Raw genomic sequence first — 23,422 nt, forward strand, 5'->3', positions numbered from 1 at the left:
CAGAGGCGCCCTCGCAACCAAGTTGACATCCACGCCCCGCGCCGCGACATCTGCTTATCAGCTCTGCGGTTTAACCAGCCACTTCCCGTGCCCGGCATCCTCCACCAGGGCAAAGCCCTGGCTCAGATACACCTGCTGCAGGTGCTCGTCGAAGGAGCGGCCCTTGTGCAGCTTTCTGGCAACCATGGTCTGGTACATGGCTTCCACTTCCTGCAGCCGGTACCGCACAACCGCGGGCGCGGGCGCTTTTACGGCGGCCGGGCGGGTAGCGGCGGCGCGGCGGGTCACTTCCTCAAACTCGCTCAGCAAGTGGCCCCTGGTGACGGCCGAGAAAATAGACCCGGCCAGACTCTTGACCTTGCCCAGGCGGTGTTTGTCGCGCTGGGTGCGCACCACGAACCGCACGTACTCCGGCGTTACCTGCCCCTGGGCCACGAGCTCGGCAATGGTGGCCCGGCTGCTGGCTGCCAGCCCGGCCTGGAGCAGGGCCGCTTCCCAGTCGGCCGCTTCCGGGGAGGCTTCCGCCAGCACCGGATCGGACGGGGGCGCCACGGGCGGAAAGTTGAAGCGAATAACGGACACGGATTTGCCTTCCCGCACCAGCTCGTAGGTGAAAGGCAGGTCCGTCTCGCCCAGCTCCTGCCGGGCCCGGTCCAGCACCCGCAGCCGGAACAGGGGAAACTGCTTGTACTGCCCCTCCAGGTTGAGCAGGCGCTTGAGCTCCTCCACTTCCATGGCCCGGCTGCCGAAGGCGGCGTACTCCTTCAACAGCCAGTAGATGCGGTAGGAATGGGGGCTCTTGAGCTTGAGCAGCTGCACCACCTGCGCCTTGGTGAAGTTGCGCTGCAGCTGCAGCAGGTAGGGCATCACCTCATCGTTGAAGCGCACGTACAGCGCCCCTTCCTCGCCCCGGTACTTGGCGTAGGCCATGAGCGGAATCTTGTCGAAATCCGGGGCGGCCGACCGCCGGGGGCTTTTGCGCGTGGTGTCCGGCCGCTCAATGTGCAGGATACGGCTTACCAGCTGGTCGCACATGCCGGCCACCTGCTGGTAGTCCTTGCCGCTGGGCCGACGCCCGGACAAAGCCACGATTTCGGTGAGCGGAATGCGCATCTCCCGGAACTCGCTGTCATTGCGCCCGATGCGGGAAAGCATGGCCATGAACAGACGCATTTCCACCGTCGATAAATCAAAGCGCGCGTTTACCAGCGCGTTGTGCTGCACCACAATCCGGCTGACGGGCTCTTCCGGCGCGGGGGAATCAAATACGGTGACTTGCATAGCGGATAGCGGCGGGGGGAAGATTCGAAGCGGGGTAGAAAACCCTCTTTCTATTACAAGTTAGGAAGTTTGTAATAGATGAGCGAGACCATTTTCGCTTCTGCCAGCCCCGTCCAGCAGGGTCCGCGTGGTTTTGGTAATAGGTCGTCGTGCTTTTGTAATAGGTGCGCGTGGTTTTGGTAATAGATGCACCGGGTTTTCGCGTGGTTTCTGTAATAGATTCTTCGTGGTTCTTGTAATAGGTGTGCGTGGTTTTGGTAATAGCTATTCGTGGTTTCTGTAATAGATGAAGCGTCTTATAAATTCAACGTCAGATAGTTACAGCCCCTGTAAACCTATAAACCTTATAAAGTAAGGAAACCACCAGGTTTAAACAGGTCGTTTTTTTCAGAAAAAGGCTTTTAAAGTGGGGCTTTTGCCCCCGGGCAAACCAACCCGCCCCCCGGGTCAGGTGGTGGGCCACCGGGGCGCGCGGCGCGCGGCCGTCGTGGTTTTGGTAATAGATGCCGGCAGGCGAATCAGTACGCGCACCTGTTACCCTACTTCACATGGCATTACTCAATATTCTCTATATCAGCACATTATTACAGCATAATAGGCTTGCAAAGGAAACCCCGACCATCTGCTTTTCAACCCGTGGTATGCCGGGTACCTATTACCAAAACCACGCAGCCCCGGCGCCGGGCCAGCCTCATCCTGAGTTCCCATCTATTACCAAAACCACGCAGAGTCGCTGCGCCCTGCCTGCTCCGATAGACAAAGGCGGCTGAGCATGCCTGGCCGCAGAATCCACCGCCGCCCAGATGAAAGCGCGGATGTTCTGTCGTGGTTCTGGTAATAGATGCTGCCGGGCCGCCCTCTGCACCGCCGCCCTGAACGCGTTGCCGCAGAAGCGTTATCAAGCCGGCATTTTTACATTGATATTCAATTTGTTGTCTAAACTGGTTTCGAGAACCACTTGAATATCGTTCAACTCCCTCTCCTCCCCCCTGGTTGGCAGCAGCGCCCAAGGGTCCCGACAAGTTGCCCCGCACCGGCGCTTCCAGCGCATCGAGCACGGATTCACCCTGGCGGGCATCATACAGGCGGGCCCGGAGGCGGTCAGAGGGCCGCTGGGCGGCGCGGCTGGGCGTGCGCGGGCTGGCCCCGCCCCCGCTCCCGTCCGTCTTGTCCGGGTATGGCTGGACAGGGTCTACGGGCGGCTTCGGGCGGCTTCGGCTTGCTCCTTAAGTCCGGGCCCGGTGCAGCGCCCTGGCCGGACGTGACAGGTCAATCAGTGAGGCCTGCTCCCTGTTGAATCCTTTGCTATGGTCAAAACACATTTGCCTCCGGTGGTTGCTTCTGAACGTCTCTGGGCTGGGGCTAATGGCCTGCCAACGGATGCTCCCAGTAATTACGATTTTTGTTGAGAGAAAGCCCTTCGCCTTCAGGCAGGGGATGAATCGAAAAGGACGGTGAAACAGGCGCAGGTTGCCCGTTGCGCGCCAAGCTGTACCGGAAGCCGTTTGCGGAACGGTTCGAACAGCGAAAGGACCACCTAACAGCTTCTACTCGCGTATCCCTGGGACTATACACCTAGCCATGCTTTTGCACGCGTCTACCCCCCACTGGGCGGCCGATTTCCAGGCCCTGGCCCGCGTTCTGTCCTCCGCGCTGGACGGACTGGAGGTGGCCATTGCGCACGTGGGCAGCACGGCCGTGCCGGGGCTGGCCGCCAAACCCATCATCGACCTGGACCTGGCTTACGCGCCCGCCGTGCCCTGGGCAGCCCTCCCCGCGGCCCTGACCCCGCTGGGCTACGTGCACGTCGGCGACCAGGGCCTGGCCGGGCGCGAGGTCTTCAAACGACCGGGCGGAGGGCCGCCCCACCCGGTGCTCGACCGCATTGTGCACCACCTCTACGCCTGCCCGGCCAACGGCGCCGAATACCAGCGGCACGTGCAGTTTCGGGACTTTTTGCGCCACGACGAACCCACCCGGCGGCGCTACGAAGCCCTGAAACGGCAGCTGGCCGCGGAAGCCGGGCAAGACGCCAAGCGCTACGCGGCACTGAAGCAAGTGCGCGCCCGGGCCTTCGTGGCCGAGGTCCTCGAGCAGGCCCAGCGTCAGCGGGGGGGGCCTGGCCCAAGGGGAACCGGCCAACCGCTCACCCCATAAGCGCGCTCGTTGCAGTCAACGAGGAAGATGGAAGCAAGCAGGAACACCTGCTTTCCAGCAGGAAAGCCCGCCGCCGGTCCCCGGCCGGCCACGGGGGCCTGGCTTCAGAACAGAATGTTTTGTCTGCAAACCAGACCACCGCCATCAACCTTTTCGGGCCGCAGCCAGTTAAATAGCGCGCCGCGCTTGCACAGGCTGGCTCCTCTTCCCTTATCCCACTCCTCATGCTGGACATCCACCACGACAAAACCAACACCGAATCCTTTAAGATGGAGGGCAAATGTCCCTTCGGCGGCGACCGTATCGGCGGCGTGGAAGGCACCCCGCCTACCCTCTCCGACTGGTACCCCAACCGCCTGAAGGTGGAGCTGCTGCACCAGAACGGCCCCCAGGCCAACCCCCTGGGCGAGGACTTCAACTACGCCGAAGCCTTCAACTCCATCAACCTGGAGGAGCTCAAAAACGAAATCAAGAGCTTCCTGACCACGTCGGTGGACTGGTGGCCTTCCGACTACAACAACTACGGCCCGCAGATGATCCGCATGGCCTGGCACTCGGCCGGTACCTACCGCATTGCCGACGGCCGCGGCGGCGCCGGTGAGGCCCTGCAGCGCTTCGCCCCCATCAACAGCTGGTGGGACAACGGCAACGTCGACAAGTCGCGCCGCCTCATCTGGCCCATCAAGCAGAAGTACGGCAGCTCCCTGTCCTGGGCCGACCTGATTGTGCTCACCGGCAACTGCGCCCTCGAAATCATGGGCTTGCCGACCTACGGCTTCGCCGGCGGCCGCCAGGATGCCTGGGAGGCCGATAATGCCACCTACTGGGGCCCCGAAGTGGTGCACGACATGGCCAAGGCCAAGTCGCCCGACGAGATGGTGAGCCGCGACAAGCGCTGGCGCGGCCGCAACGGCGACGCCGACTACGACCTGGAAAACCCGCTGGCCGCCTCCCACCAGGCCCTGATCTACGTGAACCCCGAAGGCCCTTACGGCAAGGGCGACCCGCAGGCCTCGGCCCACGACATCCGCGTGACGTTCACGCGCATGGCCATGAACAACGAGGAAACCGTGGCTTTGATTGCCGGCGGCCACGCCTTCGGTAAGAGCCACGGCATGGTGCCGGCTGCTAAAATCGGCGTGGCGCCCGAAATTGCGCCCATGGAAGCCATGGGCCTGGGCTGGCACAACCCCCAGGGCAACGGCAACGCCGAAAACACGATGACCAACGGCATCGAAGGCAGCTGGACGCCCAACCCCACGCAGTGGGACAACGACTACCTGATCAACCTGTTCAAGTTCGACTGGGAGCAGACCAAGAGCCCGGCCGGTGCGCTGCAGTGGACCCCGGTGGACAAAAACGCCCCCAAAACGCCCGACGCGCACATTGAAGGTCAGATGAACGACCTGATGATGATGACCACGGACATCGCCCTGAAGGTGGACCCCGAGTACCGCGCCGTGTGCGAGAAGTTCCTCAACGACTTCGACGCCTTTACGCAGGCCTTCTCGAAAGCCTGGTACAAGCTGACCCACCGCGATATGGGCCCGCGCGAGCGGTACCTCGGCCCCGAGAAGCGCAATGAGAACGACCTGCTGTGGCAGGACCCCATCCCGCTGGCTGACTACACCATCATCGACGCCGCCGACATTGCGGAGCTGAAAAAGGCCATCCTGGCCACGGATATTTCCGGGTCGGACCTCGTGTTTACGGCCTTCTCGGCGGCCGTGACGCACCGCCAGAGCGACAAGCGCGGCGGCGCCAACGGCGGCCGTCTGGCCCTGGCCCCGCAGAAAGACTGGGAAATCAACCGCCGCACGGTGCCCGTAGTGGCCGCCCTGCAGAAAATCATGGCGGACTTTAACGGCCCCGACAAGGACAGCAAGGGCGGCAAGCAGGTTTCGCTGGCCGACCTGATTGTGCTGGGCGGCTGCGCGGCCCTCGAAAAGGCTGCCGCCGACGCCGGCGTACCCACTCAAGTGCCCTTTACCCCGGGCCGCCGCGACACCACGCAGGAGCTCACCGACATCGAGATGTTCAACTGGCTCAAGCCCGTGGCCGACGGCTTCCGCAACTACCTCGACGCCGACTTCAACCAGCTGGCCAAGCATGTAGCCCCCGAGGAGATGTTCCTCGACAAGGCCCAGCTGCTCTCGCTCACCTCCCCCGAGTGGGTGGCCCTGACGGGCGGCCTGCGTGCCATGAACGCCAATTACGACGGCTCGAAGCACGGCATCTTCACCGACCGCGAAGGCGTTCTCACCAACGACTTCTTCACCGTGCTCACCAGCACCGACTATGACTGGAAGAAGTCGGACTCGCGCGGCCTGACCTTCTGGCTCAAGGACCGGAATACGGGCGAGAACCGCTACTCGGCCACCCGCGCCGACCTGGTCTTCGGCTCGAACAGCCAGCTGCGCGCCGTAGCCGAAGTGTACGCCGGTAAGGACGGTCACCAGCGCTTTGTCAAGGCTTTTGTGAAGGCCTGGGACAAGGTGATGATGCTTGACCGCTACGACGTGAAGGTAACTGAGCGCTAAGCACCGGCCACGCGGGCCTTACCGGCCGGCAGAGACTGTAACAGGGGGAAAGCACCGCACCGGGGCTTTCCCCCTGTTTTTTTTGGGGTGCCTGGTGTGAAGCCCGAGCCCTCGGCTGAATCGCTCGATTACTCTTTGCATCAACCTTTCAACCAGGGCTGATTTCTTCGCGAATCTCACCGCCCAAATCCAAGCCGATGGGACTGAGCAACTTCGCTCGTGAAGCCAATGCCGTGCGTATCGTGTCGAACATCATCTGAGCAAGCCCGCTCAGCCGTGGACCAACGGCCAGGTTGAACGGATGAAGCGCACGCTGAAAGAGGCTACCGTCCAGCGCTTCCACTATCAGACGACACAAGCGCTCAACGAGTACCTGCAGGGCTTTTTACTGGCCCACAAGCACGCCAAACGGCTCAGGACCTTAGCCTCCCGCCACGTGAATTTGTGTGTGCCCAGTGGCAGAAAAATGCCGTTAGCTTTACTCAGGACCCTACCCACCTCACGCTGGGACTATACAGCTAGCCGTAAGATTATTGCATCTGCCTTTCGTGCCAACCGCTTTGGTGACCGTAGCCTCCAGGGTGTTGACTTCATGCTCTACCTGTATGTGGCCACCCGACCCGACAATCCCCTCTATAGTGCCAACCTGACTATCAAGCTCCATAACCTGACCACTACTGGCCCGGTGCTGCTCACCCAGCCCGCCATAGCGGATGACGACGTGATTCCGACCAGCACTTATATGTCCTATTCCCCCTATCAGCTGGGCCCTGGCTGCAACTGCTACGAAAGAATGGGCTTTTCGGGCTGGCTGCCGGCCGCTCCCCCCGTGGTCACCATTACCCGCCTCGACACCGTGGCCCATATTGTCAGCGGCACCTTCGCCGGCCAGCTGCGCTCCCGCGACACCACCACCTATTCCATTGAGGAGGGCCGCTTCGACGTGAAATACCAGTAGCCGGGCGCTACGGGTCAGCAGCCGGGAGTTACGAACCGGGCCGGTGAAGAATCCACCTCCCCATACGCTCCATCTCCTTGCCGGCGACTAAGGGCGCCCGGGCGGGGCAGTATTCTGCAGACGGGACGTCAGGCCACCAAAAGCAGGTCTTCCAGCCGGGTGGTGTAGGCAGGACTGCGGAAGGCGGCGCGGCCAAGCCAGGGGGCAGCGGGCTGAGCCGGGGCGGCGGGGCGGGGCAGGCTGGCGGCGGAGCGCACGGTACCCCGCCCGAACTGCCGGTTGAGCGCATCAAGAGCGCCCATAAGCTGCCGGGCCCGGGCCGGGTCGGGCGCCGGCGTCAGGGCTACCGGGGCTGGGGCAAACAAATCCAGCTGCTGGCCCCGGCCGGCCGGCTCCAGGCCGTCGAGCACCACGCCGGCCTTGACGTAGCGGTGGCCGGGCTGGTGCAGGGTGGTGAGCAGGCGCCGGGCGTAGCCCAGCAGCTGCAGCGTGTCGCTGGTGGGGCCGGCTGGCAGCGTGAGCGTGGCCGAGCGGGTGTAGGGGGGCGCCAGCAACGGGTCGTAGCGGTCCTGGCTGATGTAGACCGTCAGGATGTGGGCCTGGTGGTTCTGGGCGCGCAGCTTCTCGGCCGCCCGGCTCAGGTAGGTGCTCACGGCCCCCCACAGGTCGTCGAGCTCGCTCAGGCGCTGGCCGAAGGAGCGGGAGCAGCTCAGGCTCTGGCGCGCCAGCGTGCCGTCTTCCGACGGGTTCAGATCCTGGCAGGGCTGGCCGCGCAGCTCCTGCACCAGGCGCCAGCCCACCACCCCGCCCAGCTGCCGGCGGGCCCAGGCCTCGGACACCTGGCTCAGGTCCCAGGCCGTGCGCAGGCCCTGGGCGTGCAGCTTGCCGGCGTACTGGCGGCCGATGCCCCAGACGTCGGCCACGGGCAGGGCGCGCAGGGCCCGCTCGCAGCGGCCGGGCGTATCCAGGCGCAGCAGGCCCTGCAGCTCGGGGTGCTTCTTGGCCAGGCGGTTGGCCACCTTGGCCAGGGTTTTGGTGGGGCCCATGCCCACGCAGGTGGGGATGCCGGTGCAGCGCAGCACGTCCTGGCGGATGCGGCGCGCGCGCGCGTCCAGCGTGCCGCAGAAGGCCGTCAGGCCGTGCAGGTCGAGAAAGGCCTCGTCGATGCTGTACACTTCCACCGCCGGCACGTGGGCCGCCAGCCGGGCCATGACGCGGCGGCTCATGTCGCCGTAGAGCGGGTAGTTGGAGCTCAGGGCCTGGCCCTGGTGGCGGCGCAGCAGCTCGCGCACCTCGAAGAACGGGGCGCCCATGGCAATACCCAGCTGTTTGGCCTCGGCGGAGCGGCTTACGACGTTGCCGTCGTTGTTGCTGAGCACCACCACGGGGCGGCCTTCCAGGCGGGGCTGGAAAACCCGCTCGCAGCTGACGTAGAAGTTATTGCCGTCGACTAATCCGTACATATTTTGGGAGCTGTTAGCTATTGGCTGTTAGCTACTTTGAGCTGCTAGCTATCAGCTACTAGCTGTTAGCTTTCGTTCTGGGTTGTGGCTGATTGAACTTGAGCTATCAGCTAACAGCCATCAGCTAACAGCTACTAGAAAAACGCTAGTCGCGGCTGCGGAGCAGGGCGGTGAGCTTGCCGGGGATGAGCTCGTGCACGACGTGGGTGACCACGCCCCAGATGCGCAGGTTGTCGGGCTCGGTGATGGGATAATCGGCATAGGCGGGGTTTTCGGCCTGGAGCCACCAGCTGGTACCGCGGCGCACGAGGCGCTTGACGGTGCATTCGCCCTCGATAACGGCCACCACAATGTGGTTGTGGTCGGCTTCCAGGTGCTTGTCGACGGCCAGCAGGTCGCCGGCGTGGATTTCGGCCCCCTGCATGCTCTCGCCCGATACCCGGATCAGGTAGGTGGCCTCGGGGTGGCGGAAGAGCAGACGGTTGAGGTCGAAGAGTTCCTCCAACTCATCGGAGGCCGGGGAGGGAAAGCCGCAGGGCACCAGGGAGGCATATACCGGCAGCCAGAGCGTGGTGGTGGGCGTGCCCACGTCGAAGAGTTCAACGGTCGTCATAGGGCAGAAGGGCGGATGGGCAATACGACAAGTATACTAACATTATTAGCATTCCGGTTGCGCGCATCAGCTTTTTTATCCACGCTTATGCATAATTCTCTGTGTTTCAAGCGTGTAAATTACAAACAAAGCCCCGGACCTTCACTTGTGCACCTGAGCATCAGCTAATAATACTAGTGATTCTGGCGGTATCAGCCCCTGTCCCAGCCGGTTGTCACGGGCTGCCTGGGCTGCCCTCGTGAGCAGCCCTTCCAACGGGTCCTCATCCGGACCGGCGGGTTGCCCGCTCTGCTCCCCCCCACCCGCGGCCACCGACCGGAAAGCGACCATGGAAACGCTGATGCCGGGGCGTATAATCCGGCGGGGTGCGCGACCAGGGCACGGGGACGGACTGCCCCGGCCCGGCCAAAAAAACGCCGGCGGTGCTTCAATAGCCCGGAATTTGAAGGACCTTTACGGTCCATTTGCCCCGCCGCCCGTGAAAAACGCCACCCTGCAAGCCGAGAAAGAATACCTGGAGGAAATCAAGGAGCAGCTCACGCTGGCCATCCGCCGCATGGACGGAGCCGTGAAGCAGTTTTCCGACGAGCTCCGCCAGAAAAAAGAGTACCTCCACGAGCACCAGGCCAGCCTCGACGAGGCCGACATGGTGGCCGCCGGCCAGTCGATTGACCGGATGGCTTTTACGGGCGAAGCCGCCGTGGGCCGCAAGCGCAAGCTGCTCAAGCTGGGCCAGTCGCCCTACTTCGGGCGCATCGATTTCGGAGCCCGAGGCCAGGCCGCCGAGCCCGTCTACATCGGCGTGCACTCCTTCTTCGATGAGCAGCGGCGGGCCAACCTGATTTACGACTGGCGGGCCCCGGTTTCGTCCATGTTCTACGATTTTGAGCTGGGCGACGCGTTTTTTACGACGCCGTCGGGCCGGATTACGGGCCGGATTGAGCGCAAGCGCCAGTACCGGATCCGGGACGGGCGCCTGGAGTTCATGCTCGAAAACGACGTCAACATCCACGACGACGTGCTGCAGCAGGAGCTGGCCAAGTCCTCCGACGACAAGATGCGCAACATCGTGGCCACCATTCAGCGCGACCAGAACGCGGTGATCCGCAACGAATCGGCGGCGGTGATGGTGATTCAGGGGGTGGCCGGCTCAGGCAAAACGTCCATTGCCCTGCACCGCATTGCCTTTCTGCTCTACCGCTACCGCGAAACCATTGCCGCCCGCGACCTGCTCATCATCTCGCCCAACAAGGTCTTCGCCGACTACATCTCCAACGTGCTGCCCGAGCTGGGCGAGGAGCACATTCCGGAGCTGGGCATGGAGGAGCTGGCCGCCGACCTGCTGGGCAGCCAATACTCGTTCCAGACTTTTTTCGAGCAGGTGGCAGCGTTGCTCGAGCACCACGACGCGGCCTTTATTGAGCGCCTGCGGGTGAAATCGACGTTTGAGTTCCTGGGCCAGCTCAACCAGTACCTGCTCCACATCGAAAACCACTACCTGCGGGTTACGGAGCTGCGGGTGGGCGCTACGGTGGTGCCGGCCGCGGTTATCGGGCAGAAATTCCGCTCCTACCACCGCGTGCCCCTGCTCAGGCGCTTCGCCCTGGTGGCCCAGGATCTGCGCGACTACGTGCGCCACGCCGCCGGCCGCAAGCTCAACAACCGCGAGAAGTCCCTGATCGGGGAGGGCGTAACCCGCATGTTCCGCCTGCACAGCGTACCCGAGCTCTACCGCGACTTTTACCGCTGGCTGGGCCGGCCCGAGCTGCTCCGCCTCGATGCCCACCGCCCCCACCTGGAGTACGCCGACGTGTTTCCGCTCCTGTATCTGCGCCTGCGCCTGGAGGGCCTGCCCACCTACGACCACGTGAAACACCTGCTGGTGGACGAGATGCAGGATTATACCCCGGTGCAGTACGCCGTGCTCTCGCGCCTGTTTCTGTGCCGCAAAACCATTCTGGGCGACGTGAGCCAGACGGTAAACCCCTACAGTGCCTCCTCGGCCGAAACCATTGAGCGGGTGTTTCCCCAGGCCGAAGTGGTGCGCCTGCTGCGCAGCTACCGCTCCACGCTCGAAATTACGGCCTTTGCCCAGCGCATCACCCCCAACCCCCACATCCTGCCCCTGGAGCGGCACGGCCCGGAGCCCGCCGTGGTCGGCTGCGCCGGCCCGGCACAGGAGCTGGCCGCAATCGGGGCGCGGGTGGCCGCTTTCCGCAGCTCCGGCCACCATTCCCTGGGCATTATCTGCAAAACCCAGCGCCAGGCTGAGCAGGTGCACGCGGCCCTGTCGGGGCCGGCGGTATACCTGCTCACGGAAGAATCGACCACGTTCCGGGAGGGCGTCCTCGTTACCACCGCCCACCTGGCCAAGGGGCTGGAGTTCGACGCCGTGGTGGTGCCCTTCGCCAATGCCCGCACCTACCGCACCGAAGTCGACAAGAGCATGCTGTACGTGGCCTGCACCCGGGCCATGCACGAGCTCACGCTTACCTACACGGGCGAGCTGACCCGCTGGCTGACGCCCGGCTAGGTGGCGCGGCCGCCCGGCCCGGAGCGCAGCCCGGATTTTTTGCTAGTTTGCACAATCGATTGAGTAAACGAATCCACTGACAGGCAGCTGCATGACAAGACCCGTTACGCGCCTCCCGGTTTCCGTTCAGCCCAGGCGCGGCGGAATCCGGAGCCGCCCGCTCCCGGCACAAGCCCGGCGCCTATTGCTGCCGCCCCGCCGCCTGCTGCTGCTGCTATGGCTGCTGATGGCCGGCTCCCGCTTCCCGGCCGCCGCCCAGGAGCCGGCCCGCAACCCCCTGGTGCAGGCCGACCTGCCCGATCCGTCGATAATCCGGGTGGGGAGCACCTATTACATGAGCAGCACAACCATGCACCTGAGCCCCGGCCTGCCCATCCTGCGGTCGACCGACCTGGTAAACTGGCAGCTGCTCGACTACGCCTACGACACGCTGACCACCACCGACGCCATGACCCTGGCCCAGGGCCGGAGCACCTACGGGCGGGGCTCCTGGGCCAGCAGCCTGCGCTACCACCGGGGCACGTTTTACGTGAGCACCTTCGCCCAGACGACCGGCCGGACCCACGTGTACTCCACCCGTACTCCCGGGCAGGGGCCCTGGCAGGCCGTTTCCTTCCGGCCCAGCCTCCACGACCATTCCCTGTTTTTTGAGGACGACGGCCGCGCCTACATGGTCTACGGAAGTGGCCGAATTCAGCTGGCGGAGCTGCGCGCTGACCTGTCGGGGCTCCGGCCGGGCACCACGCCGCAGGTGCTCATCGAGAATGCCAGCGCCCCGGCCGGGGCCGCTATCAACCTGCCGGCCGAGGGCTCCCAGCTTTTTAAAATCCACGGCCGATATTACCTGTTCAACATCGTATGGCCCCAAAACGGCATGCGCACCGTGGTGGTGCACCGGGCCGACAGCCTGCGGGGCCCTTACGAGGGCCGGGTGGTGCTCCAGGATAAGGGCGTGGCCCAGGGCGGCCTGATTGATACGCCCGCCGGCGACTGGTACGCCTACCTGTTTCGCGACTACGGGGCCGTGGGCCGCATTCCGTACCTGGTGCCGGTGAGCTGGCAGCAGGGCTGGCCGGTGCTGGGCGCCCCGGCCGGGCAGGTGCCCGACACGCTGCCTTTGCCGGCCAACACGTCCCCCGGGGTTCCGGGCCTCGTGGCGGCGGATGAGTTCAGCCGGCGCCGGGGCGAGCCGGCCCTGCCCCTGGTCTGGCAGTGGAACCACAACCCGGTCCGGGAGCTTTGGTCCCTGACCGAGCGCCCGGGCTACCTGCGCCTGCGCACCGGCCGCGTGGACACGTCCTTCCTGCAGGCGCGCAATACCCTGACCCAGCGCACCTTCGGCCCCCGGTGCAGCGCCACCACGGCCCTGGACGTGCGCCACCTGCGCGAGGGCGACTTTGCCGGGCTCGGGCTGCTGCAGCGCCGCTACGGGCTGGTGGGCGTGCAGGTGCGCCAGGGGGTCAGGAGCCTGGTCATGGTCAGCGCCGGGTCGGAAAAGCCGGTGGAGCTGCAGCGCCTGCCGCTGCGCCAGGGCCGGGTGTACCTGCGCATCGACTGCGACTTTGAGGACCGGCGCGACGTGGCCACCTTCTTCTACAGCCTCGACGCCACAACCTGGCACCCCCTGGGCGGCCCGCTGCAGATGGCCTATACCCTGCCCCACTTCATGGGCTACCGCTTCGCCCTGTTCAACTACGCCACCCGGGCGGCGGGCGGGTACGCCGATTTCGACTACTTCCATATCACCGACCAGCCCGGCCCTCAGCGGCCGGGGGGCTTACGCTGAACATGATGCTCCGTTACGTATCCTGGGGCCTGCTTTCCGCCCTGACGCTGCTGCTGCTGCTGCTGCTGCTGCTGCTGTCCCCGGCCCGGGCCCAGAACCCGTTTATCACCAGTCAGTTCAGCGCCGACCCGTCGGCGCGGGTATTCAACGGGCGGGTGTACGTGTACCCTTCCCACGACATTCCGGGCGGGCCGGGCCGGGGGCGCGCCGACTGGTTTGTCATGGAGGATTACCACGTTTTCTCCTCCGCCAACCTCACCGACTGGACCGACCACGGCGTCATCATCACCCAAAACCAGGTTCCCTGGGTGCAGCCCGACAGCTACAGCATGTGGGCGCCCGACTGCGTGCTGCGCCGCGGCAAGTACTACTTCTACTTCCCCACCACTCCCCGCGACACCACCGGCGGCGGGGGCTTCCGCATTGGCGTAGCCGTGGCCGATCAGCCCACCGGCCCCTTCGTGCCCCAGCCCCAGCCGCTTGCCGGCGTGCGCGGCATCGACCCCAACGTGTTCATTGATAAGGACGGGCAAGCCTACCTCTATTGGTCGCAGGGCAGCATTTTCGGGGCGAAGCTCAAAGACAACATGCTGGAGCTGGCCGAGCCGCCCCGCACGCTGGGCGAGCTGCCCACTGAAGGGCTGAAGGAAGGCCCCTTCCTGTTCGAGCGCCGGGGCACCTACTACCTCACGTATCCGCACGTGGCCCACCAAACCGAGCGCCTGGAATACGCCACCAGCACTTCCCCGCTGGGCCCGTTCCGGGTGCGGGGCGTCATCATGGACGAGTCGCCCACCGGCTGCTGGACCAACCACCAGTCCGTGCTGGAGTTCCGCAACCAGTGGTACCTGTTCTACCACCACAACGACTTCTCGCCTGAGTTCGACAAAAACCGCTCCGTACGGCTGGACAGTCTGTTTTTTGAGCCCGATGGCGCCATTCGGAAAGTAACCCCGACTCTGCGTGGCGTGGGCCAGACCGCGGCCCGCCAGCCAATCCAGCTCGACCGGTACAGTCGCCTCAGCTCCACCGATGCCACCATTGACTTCCTAGACCCGGCCAACCGCTTCCGGGGCTGGAAAACGGTCTTCACCGGCCCCCAGGGCTGGGTACAATACAACGCCGTGTCGTTCGGTCCTGCCCGCCCGCGGGCCCTGACGCTGCGTGCCACGGCCGCGGCTCCCGGGGCCGCAGTGCAGCTGCGCCTCGACGGCCCCCGGGGGCCGGTGCTGGCCCGGGTAGCGGTGCCGCCCGGCCGCGGCTGGCAGGAGCTGAGCGTGCCGCTGACGACGACCTCGCCCACCGGCACGCACGCGCTGTTCGTGGCCCCGGCAGGGCCTGCGCCGGTTGAAATCGACTGGGTGCGCTTCGAGTAACGGCGGCCGCCGGGCGGGTATGCGGCCCGCTACGCAGCCTACTCTTTTCTAAGCCGCTGCACGATGCTTCCTTCGGCCGTGTGCAGGCGCACCAGGTAAAGGCCGGCCGGCTGCTGGCGCAGGTCCAGGTCCTGCGCAATGGTGCCCTGGTGCGAGGTTAACTCCAGCGTACCGACGAGCTGCCCGAGCACGTTCAGCACCTCGGCCCGGACGGGACCCGACTGCCGCAGGCCGGAAAGCTCGAAGGTGGCCATGCCCGTGGTGGGGTTGGGGTATAGCCGGGCCGCGGCTTCCAGCCCCGACGCCCGGCGGCCGCCCAGGGCAAGGAAGTTGCCGTAGGTGATAAGTTCCCGGTTCTCGTACGCGCTCGTGGCACTACGCTGCTGCTCCACGGAACGGCGCAGTACGTTGGCCGGGGTATAGGCCAGCAGGTAGCGCGTGGCATAATTCAGTTCCCAGGCCGTGTTATCCCAGCTTTCCCCCTGATCCAGAATCAGGTTCCCGTTGGTATCCAGGGTGTAGGTGTAGCGGTCGTCGTTTTCCCAGGTACTTCCCCGTTTTTTCTGCTGCACACGTACGTAGCTGCCGTTGGCCTGATAAGTCACCGTTTCCCGGTCCGTATCGACCCAGGCCCCGTTATCCCAGTCCTGCTCTTCCAGGTAAGCGTACTGGAGCGCCGCCCAGTTGTGCCAGCGGATGTTGTGCGTGCGCTCGTCGTTCTCGTAGGCTCCGTTTTCCCATTCCTGTTCAATAACTTCCGTCCACTGGTTATTGGCATCCACGGTGAACAGTGTCCGGCTGTCTTTCTCCCACACGTTGGTAGCCCTGTTCAGCTCCTCATACTCCACGCTGGTAAGCACGCCGGCCGCGTTATAGGCGTTGGTGAACCGCTCGCTGAATTCAATTACCCAGCTATTGTTCTGCCAGGCGTACGTTGTGAAAAGGGTTTCCCGGCCCCGGGCATCGTAGGCGGCCACGTAGCGGGTGGCGTTGACGTACGCCGTGCCCGTCCATTCCTGACCGATGAACTCCGTGAGCAGGCCCTGCGCATTATAGGCCAGCGTGAGTTTCACCTCCGGCGCGTTCGTGGCCGAGTCGCTGTACAGGATCTGGGTCGGGAGTCCCTGCGCACTGTAGGTGTAGGTGCTGATCTGCCCGTCTTCCCAGGCGCTGCCCGACCAGCTGTGTTCCACGCTGCGGCCCGGAACGGTGATGCCGGCGTTGATGCCACGGGCCGCCAGCGTAGTCTTCATGCGGGATTCCGGCTTGAAATGCTTGGTCAGGGGATGCCGGGGCGAAGCCGTACGCTGAGCCCGGGAAACATGCGGTAAAGCAAGCAGCAGCACGATAAGCAGGATGGACGACAGTGTTTTCATGAGAGTGGAGGAAGAAGGACGAGGAAAAAACGACAGCGCCGGGCCGCTGAACCAGCACGAGTCCCGGCAAAACGGAGCGAAGCGACAGTGCCCGGCGTTGCGCCCGGAATCCGGCGCCGGCAGCGCACCAGTTACCGAATTTCACGTTTTGTAAATAATTATTATTAAATATATTATATTTATTTCATTTTCGCTATCAAATCCGCATGATTTTTCCGCCTTCAATCATGCATCCGGTGGCTTGGCACAACCAGGCCCGGAACGCGGCAGGCCCTCCCGACAAGAGTTGTCCGGAGGGCCTGCTTAAGCTGCAAAAGAGGGGAAGCCCGGGGGCAGCGGCCCGCATGGAACGCCCCGTCAGCGGCCGACCGAGTACGTTTTGCCGGCTGCTCCCGCGCCCGTGATGCGCAGGGCCTGCCAGCCGGTGGGCAGGGTGGCGTTTTTGCGCTGGGTGAGGCCGGCGGGCGTGATTTCCAGCCCTGCGAAGCCCATGAGCACGGCCTGCAGCACCCCACCCGCCCCGGTGGCAAAGTAGGGGTTGGTGCCGCCCTTGGTTTCGGCAATGACGCGGAAGGGCGGCAGCAGATTGGGCTCGTAAGCGTCCTGGAAGAAGTGGCGGGCCTGGCCGGCGTCGCCGAGGCGGGCGTAGAGCAGGGCGAAAATGGCCTGGGTCATGGCCGGCGTGCCCTCGTTGGGTACGCGGGTGGCATAGTAGGCCAGGTCTTTCCGGATCTGGGCGGGGTCGGTGATGACGCCCAGCGGGTAGGCCAGCAGGTTCACGTCGGCCTGCTTGATGCCTTCGCCCTGGTAGGTGGCGTGCTCGCGGGTTACGCCGTCGGCCATTTTCAGCAGCGGAATGTTGCGGGCAACCAGCTCCCAGTCGGGGTTGGCGGGCAGGCCCAGCACCCGGGCGGCGGCGGCGGCGTTGCGCAGGTTTACCTGGGCGGCGGCGTTGGTGAAGGCGTTGTTGTCCACGTTTTCGGCCCACTCGTCGGCGGCTACCACGTTCCTGATGTCGTAGTGGCCGGGGCCATTGCGCTCTACCCGGCTGGCCCAGAAGCTGGCCGTGCCCGCCAGTATGGGCCAGCCCTTTTCGCGCAGCCAGGCCTTATCCTGGGTTACGCAGTAGTACTGCCAGGCGGCCAGGGCCACGTCGGCCGAAATGTGGTGCTCAAACGGTCCGCTCAGGGCCCAGACCGGCGTTTCCTCCACCCCCGAATCGGCGCTTTCCCAGGGGTACATGGCCCCCTGGAAGCCGTGGGCGAAGGCGTTACGCCGGGCCGCTTCGAGGCGCTGATAGCGGTATTCCACCATCGAGCGGGCCATTTCGGGGTGCAGCACCAGCAGGGCCGGGAACATCCACAGGTCGGTATCCCAGAATACGTGGCCGTTGTAGCCCAGCCCGGACAGGCCCATGGGCGAGGGCGAGAAGTCGGTGCCGGCCCTGGTGAAGCTGTAGAGGTGGTAGAGCATGGAGTGCACGTCCTGCTGGGCCTGGGCGTCGCCGGTAATCTGAATGTCGCTCTTCCACAGCTGCTGCCAGGCTTTCTGGTGGAAGTCGAGCAGGCGCGGGCGGCCTTCGAGGCGGGCGAAGATGGTCAGGCGCTCGGCCTGGTTGAGCGGGTCGGCATCGTGGGCCGAGCTGATGGTGGAGCCCACCACGGCGTAGGCGTAGGTCTGGCCGGCCCTCAGCGGCTTGCTGAACTTCATCAGGTGCATATTGCTGTCCCACATCTCATGAATCACGCGGGGCTCCTGGCCGTGGGGCTCCTCGAACAGAAAGCTGGTGCTGGCGCAGAGCTGGAGCCGGCCGGTGGGGCTGCGGGCCGAGGAGGTCAGGAGGCTGAGCGCGACGTGGGGGCGGTCGATTTCGTTGTAGTAGTTCTGCACGTCGCGCAGCGCGTCGGGGGCTTCCAGCACGCTGGCCGCGCCCAGGGTCAGGTCTTTTCTGGCCGTGATGCTCACCTCCATCAGCACCGAGTAGGGCAGATGGCGCAGGGCGCGGTAGGTGTAGCGGATGGTGGCCTGGTCGGCGTAGTCGAAGCTGGTGGTCAGGCTGGCTTCGCGCAGGTCGAGCTGCTGGCGCAGGTGGCGGGCATCGGCCGGACCCAGGCGGCGGCCGTTGATTTCCAGGTACATGTTCAGCAGGTTGAAGCCGTTGAGGAAGTTGCTCACCCGGCCCCGCCCGTACTGGTCGTAGGCCCCGGCCAGCACCACGCTTTTCACCTTGAACGGCTCCGCCGCCGACACCACGCCCAGCACCCCGTTGGCCACGGTGGCTCCGTAGTAGTTGCTCGGGTCAATGGAATCGGCCGTAATCAGCCAGGGGTCGGGCGGGGCCGGCGCCTGGGCAACGGCCGGGGGCGCGGCCAGCAGCCAGGCAGCCCCGGCGGCGTACAGAAAGCGGCAGGGAGCAGGAAGGAGCATCGGCGGAGAGTAGCGCCCGCCCGGCCCCGGCGGCCGGCGGGCAGATGAGAGATACCAGGGCCAGCGGGGCCGCAGCAGGACCCGCCAGGACGGCAGCCCAGGGCCCGCACCGGCCGCGGCCGGTGCCCAAGCAGAAACGCCATTCCAGCCCAGGTCCGGAATGGCGTTCAAATTGCCCGATAGCAAGAAGTAGAGACAAGAAGTAGAAACAAGAAGCCGGGGCAGGCGCGAAGCATCCCTTCCCCCCTACCCGCCCCGGCATCTTTCCGCCTCTAGTAGCCGGGGTTCTGGCTCAGGTTCGGGTTCACGTCCACCTGGGTCTGGGGGATGGGATAGATGAGGCGGAAGGGAGGCGAGGCGGGCTTGTCCTTGCGGGCCAGCAGAAACTTGCCGAACCGGATCATATCCTGCCGCCGCCACGATTCGCCGTACAGCTCCCGGCCCCGCTCATCGAGCAGCACGTCGAGCGAGAGCGTGCCCAGGGCGCTGGCGCCGCGGTCAGTGCGGATGGCGTTCACGATGGCCAGGGCCGTGCCGCCGTAGGAGCCGGCGCTGGTGGGTGTGGCCCCGCGCAGGATGGCCTCGGCCTTCATCAGCAGCACGTCGGCCAGGCGGAAGCTCACGTGGTCGTTTTCGCAGCCGTTGCCGCCCTTGCCCTCGCTCACGTAATCCACCGGGTATTTATTGGGCCGGATGCCCTTGAGCTCCAGGTCGCCGCCGGTTTCAAACAGGTTGATTTCCTGGGTGAAAACCAGCGGGGCCCCGCCCCGGGTCTTGACGGGCGCGTCGGTGGTCAGGTCGTACTGCTGGCCCACCAGAAAGCCCACGTTCACCCGCTTATTGGGGTTGGCCGGCCCGCCGGGCGTTTCGTAGGCCACGCCCCGGCGCTCGTCGCCGGCCTCGAACAGGCTGTAGAACTCGGCCGTGGTGGCCGGGCCGTTGTAGCCGTCCACGGGCCGCATGTTGTAGTGCGAGACGAACTTCCAGAAGTCGCGGGTGGGGCCGGCGTTGCCGAAGGTGTTTTCCTGGGTGAAGATATTTTCCCGCCCGATGGCAGTGTTGTTGGGCGCGAAGTTATCGAACACGCTGGGCGCGAACGAGTATTTGCCGCTGTTGATGATCTGGTCGGCCAGCTGCACTACCTGGTTCAGATCGGCCACGGCGAAGGTGGGCGTCTGGCGGTTGGCGTACACGCCCTTGTTGAGGTAGCACTTCATGAGCAGGACGCGGGCCGCATCCTTGCTGGCCCGGCCGGCCGGGCCCTCGGGCAGATCCTGCTGCACGGCCATGATTTCGCTCACGATGTAGTCGAGCGCCTCGCTGCCCTTGCGCACCCGGGCCGGTTCCGAGACGTTCTCGCCCGGGTCGCGGTAGAGCACCTGGTCGTAGAGGTCGAGCTCCCAGAACATGGCCCAGGCGCGCAGGAACCGGGCTTCGGCCTGCTGCTGGGTGGTGGGGTTGAAGCGCAGCAGGTCGGTGGTGGCGTAAATGGCCCCGTTGAGCTGGGTGAACGTGTCGCGCACCCGCTCGTTATTGGGCGTCCAGGTGTGATTGAACAGCTCCCGCCACTTGCCGTTGTCGTCCCAGTCGGGCCCGCGGGTGGGCATGATGCGGGCATCGGTGGATACTTCCTCGAGGGCAAACACGCTCACGCAGCCCTGCAGCGGGTCGCGCAGGGAGTTGTAGGCCCCCGTGAGCAGGGCCGCCGGGTCGCTGGCCGCCAGCTGGTCTTCCGTGAGCTGGCCATCCAGGCGCTCCTGCACGTCGCAGCTGCTGGCCAGCTGCAGCAGGCCCAGCACGGCCGCCGTAGTGGTAAGTTTATAGTAGTTCATGATACGCAGAATGGAGGGTGGGAATTACAGGGAGAAGTTCAGGCCGAACGTGAAGGTGCGCGCGCTCGGGTAAGGCAGGTAGTCGATGCCCACCGAAGGCACCTGGTTGGCACCTTTTTTCACCGTGTTTACTTCGGGGTCGAAGCCGTCGTACTTGGTGAGGACGAACAGGTTCTGGCCCGTGGCGTACACGCGCAGCCCCTTGAAGGTGCGCCCCAGGTCCCCGATGGTGTAGGAGAGCGTGGCGTTCGACATTTTCAGGTAGTCGCCCTTTTCCAGGTAGCGCGTGGTGGCCGCCGAGGGGTTACCGGTCGATTCCTTCTGGGCATTCTCGAAGGTGGAGAGGGCAATGTTCTTGCCCGCCCCGATCTGCCCCACGTTGCCCACGGCGTTGAGCGTGTTGTTGTAGATGTACTGGCCGAAGGCGCCGGTCATGTTCACCACCAGCGAGAGTTTGCTGTAGCGGGCGTTGGCGCTCAGGCCCAGCAGGGTCCGGGGGTTCGGGCTGCCCGAGTAGGCCACTTCCCCGGGCACGTTGGACAGGCCCCGGTCGTTGAGGCCCGCGTACTGGGGCAGGAAAAAGGCGTTAATCGGGAAGCCGTTGCGGATGAGCTGCGAGGTCACGCCCGACAGGCCCTGGCCGTTGATGGCTCCCGTCACGATGTCGGCGCCCACCAAATCCTTCACCTCGTTGCGGATGAAGGTGGCGTTGGCATTGAAGCCCACGTCCACTTTGTCGTTGCTGATAATGGTGGTTCCCAACGCCAGCTCCACGCCTTTGTTGATGATTTTGCCGTCGAGGTTGCGCCAGCGGATGGGGGCGTTGGCGGGCCGGGGCTCGATGGGCACGGTGGGGAACAGAATGTCGGTCGTGACCTTGTAGAAGTAGTCGGCCGTCAGGGTCAGGCGGTTGTTGAAGGCGCCCACGTCGATACCGGCGTTGTACTGGGTATCGGCCTGCCACTTCAGATCGTCGTTGCGGGCGTTGAGGGGCGAAACGGCGCCGTTGTTATCGAGCGAGTAGCGGGGCTGGGCCGAGCCGGCCGGGAACTCCTGGTTGCCGGTTTTGCCGAAGCCGGCCCGCAGCTTGAGCTGGGTGAGCTGCTCGGCAGGAAAAAAGGCCTCCCGGCTCAAATCCCAGGCCACGGCAAACGAGGGGAAGTAGCCCACGCTGTTGTTGGGCCCGAACTTGCTGCTCTCGTCGCGGCGCACGGTGGCCGTAATCACGTAGCGGTCCTTGAAGTTGAGGATGGCCCGCCCGAACACCGATTGCAGGGCCGACGACGGATCCACGAAGGACGAAATATTGCGGGCCCCGGCGCTCGAGAACTGAATGTAGTTCGTGTAATCGAGGCCGTAGAGGCCGAAGCCGCCCTGGTCGGGGTTGCCGAGCGCGTTTACGTTGGAGCCCTCGTTGGCGAACTTGGTGTACTCGTAGCCCAGCACCGCGTTCAGGTTCAGATCCCCCACAACCTGCTTGTTGAAGTTGAGCGTATGGGCCATCTGCTGAGTGGTGAGCTCGTTGTTGCTGATGCTGGCAAACCCCTTCTGGTTCACGTCGGGGAAGTTGATCAGGCGCTGGTCGATGGAAGTGCGCCGCTCGCCGGTGTTGTAGTTCACGCTCAGCAGCATCCGGTACTGGAGCCAGTCGGTGAACCGGTAGGACGGGGCAATGCTGGCCAGAATGGTGGTCACGCGGGAGTTGTCGTTGTAGTACTCCTGGTTGGCCAGCGGGTTAACCACGTCGCCGGGCTGCACGAACAGCGAGCCGTCGGGGTTGCGCAGGGGCTGGGTGGGGTTCCACTGCAGGGCCTGCCCGATGAGCGAGCCCCGGAAGCCGGCGTCGGTGGTAATGGGGGCCAGCTGCTCGCGGAACTGGCTGGTGGCAATGTTGATGTCGAGGCCCAGCTTCTTGCTTTCCAGGAACTGCAGGTTGGTGGAGAGGTTGGCGCTGTACTTCTTGAAGCCCGTCTTATCCACGATGCCGTCCTGGTCGAGGTAGCCCAGCGAGAGGCGGTAGCGGCCGGTTTCGTTGCCCCCGCTCATGGCCACGTTGTAGTTCTGCAGGTAGCCGGTGCGCAGAATCTCGTCCAGCGCGTCCACGTCGCCGCCCCGGTCGTTGGCAGCGGGAGCGTCGTAGTAGGTCAGGGCCTGGCGGTACTGGCCGGCATCGAGGAAGGTGGGCCGGCGCAGCAGGCTCGAAAAGCCGTTGGCGATGCCCACGTTCAGCTGCGGCGCGCCCGATAGCCCCTTTTTGGTCGTAATCAGTACCACCCCGTAGGCGGCCCGCGAGCCGTAGATGGCCGTGGCCGAGGCGTCCTTGAGCACCGTCACCGACTCCACGTCGTCGGGGTTAAGAAAGTTGAGCGGGTTGCTGTCGGCGCCCGCCCCGAAGTCGCCGGCCGCCACCAGGCCGGGGCGGGCCGTCCGGCCGTCGAGCGGCACGCCATCCACCACGTACAGGGGCTGGCCCGAGCCCGTCACGGCCGAGTTGCCCCGGATGCGGATGGTGGCCGGACCACCGGGCTGGCCGCTGTTGCTGCTCACCTGCACCCCCGACACCCGGCCCTGAATCAGCTGGTCGGGCGAGGTGAAGGTGCCCTTGTTGAATTCCTTGGGCGTGAGCGTGGTCACGGCCCCGGTCACGTCGCTTTTCTTGGCCGTGCCGTAGCCCACCACCACCACTTCGTTCAGGGCCTGGGCGTCTTCGCCCAGGGTAATCTCCACGTTGGTTTTGCCCGCAATCGAGACTTTCTGGGTCGTGAAGCCGATAAACGAGAACGAGAGCGTGCTGGCATTGTCGGGCACCGTGACCTCGAACGAGCCGTCGCCGCCGGAGCTGGTACCGCTGGAAGTGCCCGGCACCGTGATGGTCACGCCCGGCAGCCCCGCGCCGCTGCCATCGAGTACCTTGCCCCGTACCACGCGGGTAGTCTGGGCCTGGCTCAGGCCCGGCAGCGCCAGGGCCAATATGGTCACCGCCGCCAGCCGGGGCAGCAGTCCGGCCAGCCCGCTACTGCGGGCCGGGGAGGCGGTGGGCACCGCCGCTGATGGGTACTTGTGCTTGTTCATGCGTGTGG

Annotated in this window: 14 protein-coding genes; 7 read left to right on the plus strand and 7 right to left on the minus strand. The window is 64.9% G+C overall.

Annotated elements, in window-relative coordinates; genetic code table 11:
* Window positions 1–57: 57 nt before the first annotated feature.
* On the minus strand, window positions 58–1,281 hold the full coding sequence (locus tag KLP40_RS18880; RefSeq protein ID WP_215595396.1) for a replication initiation protein: 1,224 nt from the start codon (window positions 1,279–1,281) through the stop codon (window positions 58–60).
* Window positions 1,282–1,829: 548 nt separating this feature from the next.
* Here KLP40_RS18880 and KLP40_RS18885 point away from each other — a divergent pair.
* The 4 genes from KLP40_RS18885 to KLP40_RS21340 all read left to right on the plus strand — a co-directional run bounded on the left by KLP40_RS18885 (window position 1,830) and on the right by KLP40_RS21340 (window position 6,936).
* Window positions 1,830–2,051: a hypothetical protein gene (locus KLP40_RS18885; RefSeq protein WP_215595397.1), complete on the plus strand. Its 222-nt coding sequence runs from the start codon at window positions 1,830–1,832 to the stop codon at window positions 2,049–2,051.
* An 817-nt stretch (window positions 2,052–2,868) separates the two neighbouring features.
* Window positions 2,869–3,438, plus strand: coding sequence for a GrpB family protein (locus KLP40_RS18890; RefSeq protein ID WP_215595398.1), 570 nt, complete (start codon window positions 2,869–2,871; stop codon window positions 3,436–3,438).
* 224 nt (window positions 3,439–3,662) lie between these two features.
* Window positions 3,663–5,978 (plus strand): catalase/peroxidase HPI, encoded by a 2,316-nt coding sequence (katG, locus tag KLP40_RS18895; RefSeq protein ID WP_215595399.1) that lies wholly within the window; start codon window positions 3,663–3,665, stop codon window positions 5,976–5,978.
* A gap of 592 nt (window positions 5,979–6,570) precedes the next feature.
* Window positions 6,571–6,936, plus strand: a complete 366-nt coding sequence (locus tag KLP40_RS21340; protein WP_246559027.1) for a hypothetical protein — start codon at window positions 6,571–6,573, stop codon at window positions 6,934–6,936.
* 128 nt (window positions 6,937–7,064) lie between these two features.
* Here KLP40_RS21340 and KLP40_RS18905 read toward each other — a convergent pair whose 3' ends face one another.
* Window positions 7,065–8,399 (minus strand): Y-family DNA polymerase, encoded by a 1,335-nt coding sequence (locus KLP40_RS18905; protein ID WP_215595400.1) that lies wholly within the window; start codon window positions 8,397–8,399, stop codon window positions 7,065–7,067.
* A 145-nt stretch (window positions 8,400–8,544) separates the two neighbouring features.
* Window positions 8,545–9,012, minus strand: coding sequence for a LexA family protein (locus KLP40_RS18910; RefSeq protein WP_215595401.1), 468 nt, complete (start codon window positions 9,010–9,012; stop codon window positions 8,545–8,547).
* 478 nt (window positions 9,013–9,490) lie between these two features.
* Between KLP40_RS18910 and KLP40_RS18915 the strand changes: the two genes are divergently transcribed.
* From KLP40_RS18915 to KLP40_RS18925, 3 genes are all read left to right on the plus strand, one after another.
* Entirely contained in the window at window positions 9,491–11,545 is a 2,055-nt protein-coding gene (locus KLP40_RS18915) for a HelD family protein (protein WP_215595402.1), read from the plus strand.
* A gap of 226 nt (window positions 11,546–11,771) precedes the next feature.
* Window positions 11,772–13,331: a glycoside hydrolase family 43 protein gene (locus tag KLP40_RS18920; protein WP_215595420.1), complete on the plus strand. Its 1,560-nt coding sequence runs from the start codon at window positions 11,772–11,774 to the stop codon at window positions 13,329–13,331.
* A 5-nt stretch (window positions 13,332–13,336) separates the two neighbouring features.
* Window positions 13,337–14,707, plus strand: a complete 1,371-nt coding sequence (locus KLP40_RS18925) for a family 43 glycosylhydrolase (RefSeq protein ID WP_215595403.1) — start codon at window positions 13,337–13,339, stop codon at window positions 14,705–14,707.
* Between the two features lie 38 nt (window positions 14,708–14,745).
* On the opposite strand, the gene KLP40_RS18930 is transcribed toward KLP40_RS18925, so the two are convergent.
* From KLP40_RS18930 to KLP40_RS18945, 4 genes are all read right to left on the minus strand, one after another.
* Window positions 14,746–16,083 carry a T9SS type A sorting domain-containing protein gene (locus KLP40_RS18930; RefSeq protein ID WP_215595404.1) on the minus strand — a complete coding sequence of 446 codons (1,338 nt, stop codon included), beginning with the start codon at window positions 16,081–16,083 and terminating at the stop codon, window positions 14,746–14,748.
* 357 nt (window positions 16,084–16,440) lie between these two features.
* Window positions 16,441–18,510 carry a glycoside hydrolase family 65 protein gene (locus KLP40_RS18935; protein ID WP_215595405.1) on the minus strand — a complete coding sequence of 690 codons (2,070 nt, stop codon included), beginning with the start codon at window positions 18,508–18,510 and terminating at the stop codon, window positions 16,441–16,443.
* A gap of 272 nt (window positions 18,511–18,782) precedes the next feature.
* Entirely contained in the window at window positions 18,783–20,342 is a 1,560-nt protein-coding gene (locus KLP40_RS18940) for a RagB/SusD family nutrient uptake outer membrane protein (protein ID WP_215595406.1), read from the minus strand.
* A gap of 24 nt (window positions 20,343–20,366) precedes the next feature.
* Entirely contained in the window at window positions 20,367–23,414 is a 3,048-nt protein-coding gene (locus KLP40_RS18945) for a SusC/RagA family TonB-linked outer membrane protein (protein WP_215595407.1), read from the minus strand.
* Window positions 23,415–23,422: the final 8 nt, after the last annotated feature.

It is taken from the genome of Hymenobacter piscis, from assembly GCF_018760735.1.
Lineage (GTDB): Bacteria > Bacteroidota > Bacteroidia > Cytophagales > Hymenobacteraceae > Hymenobacter > Hymenobacter piscis.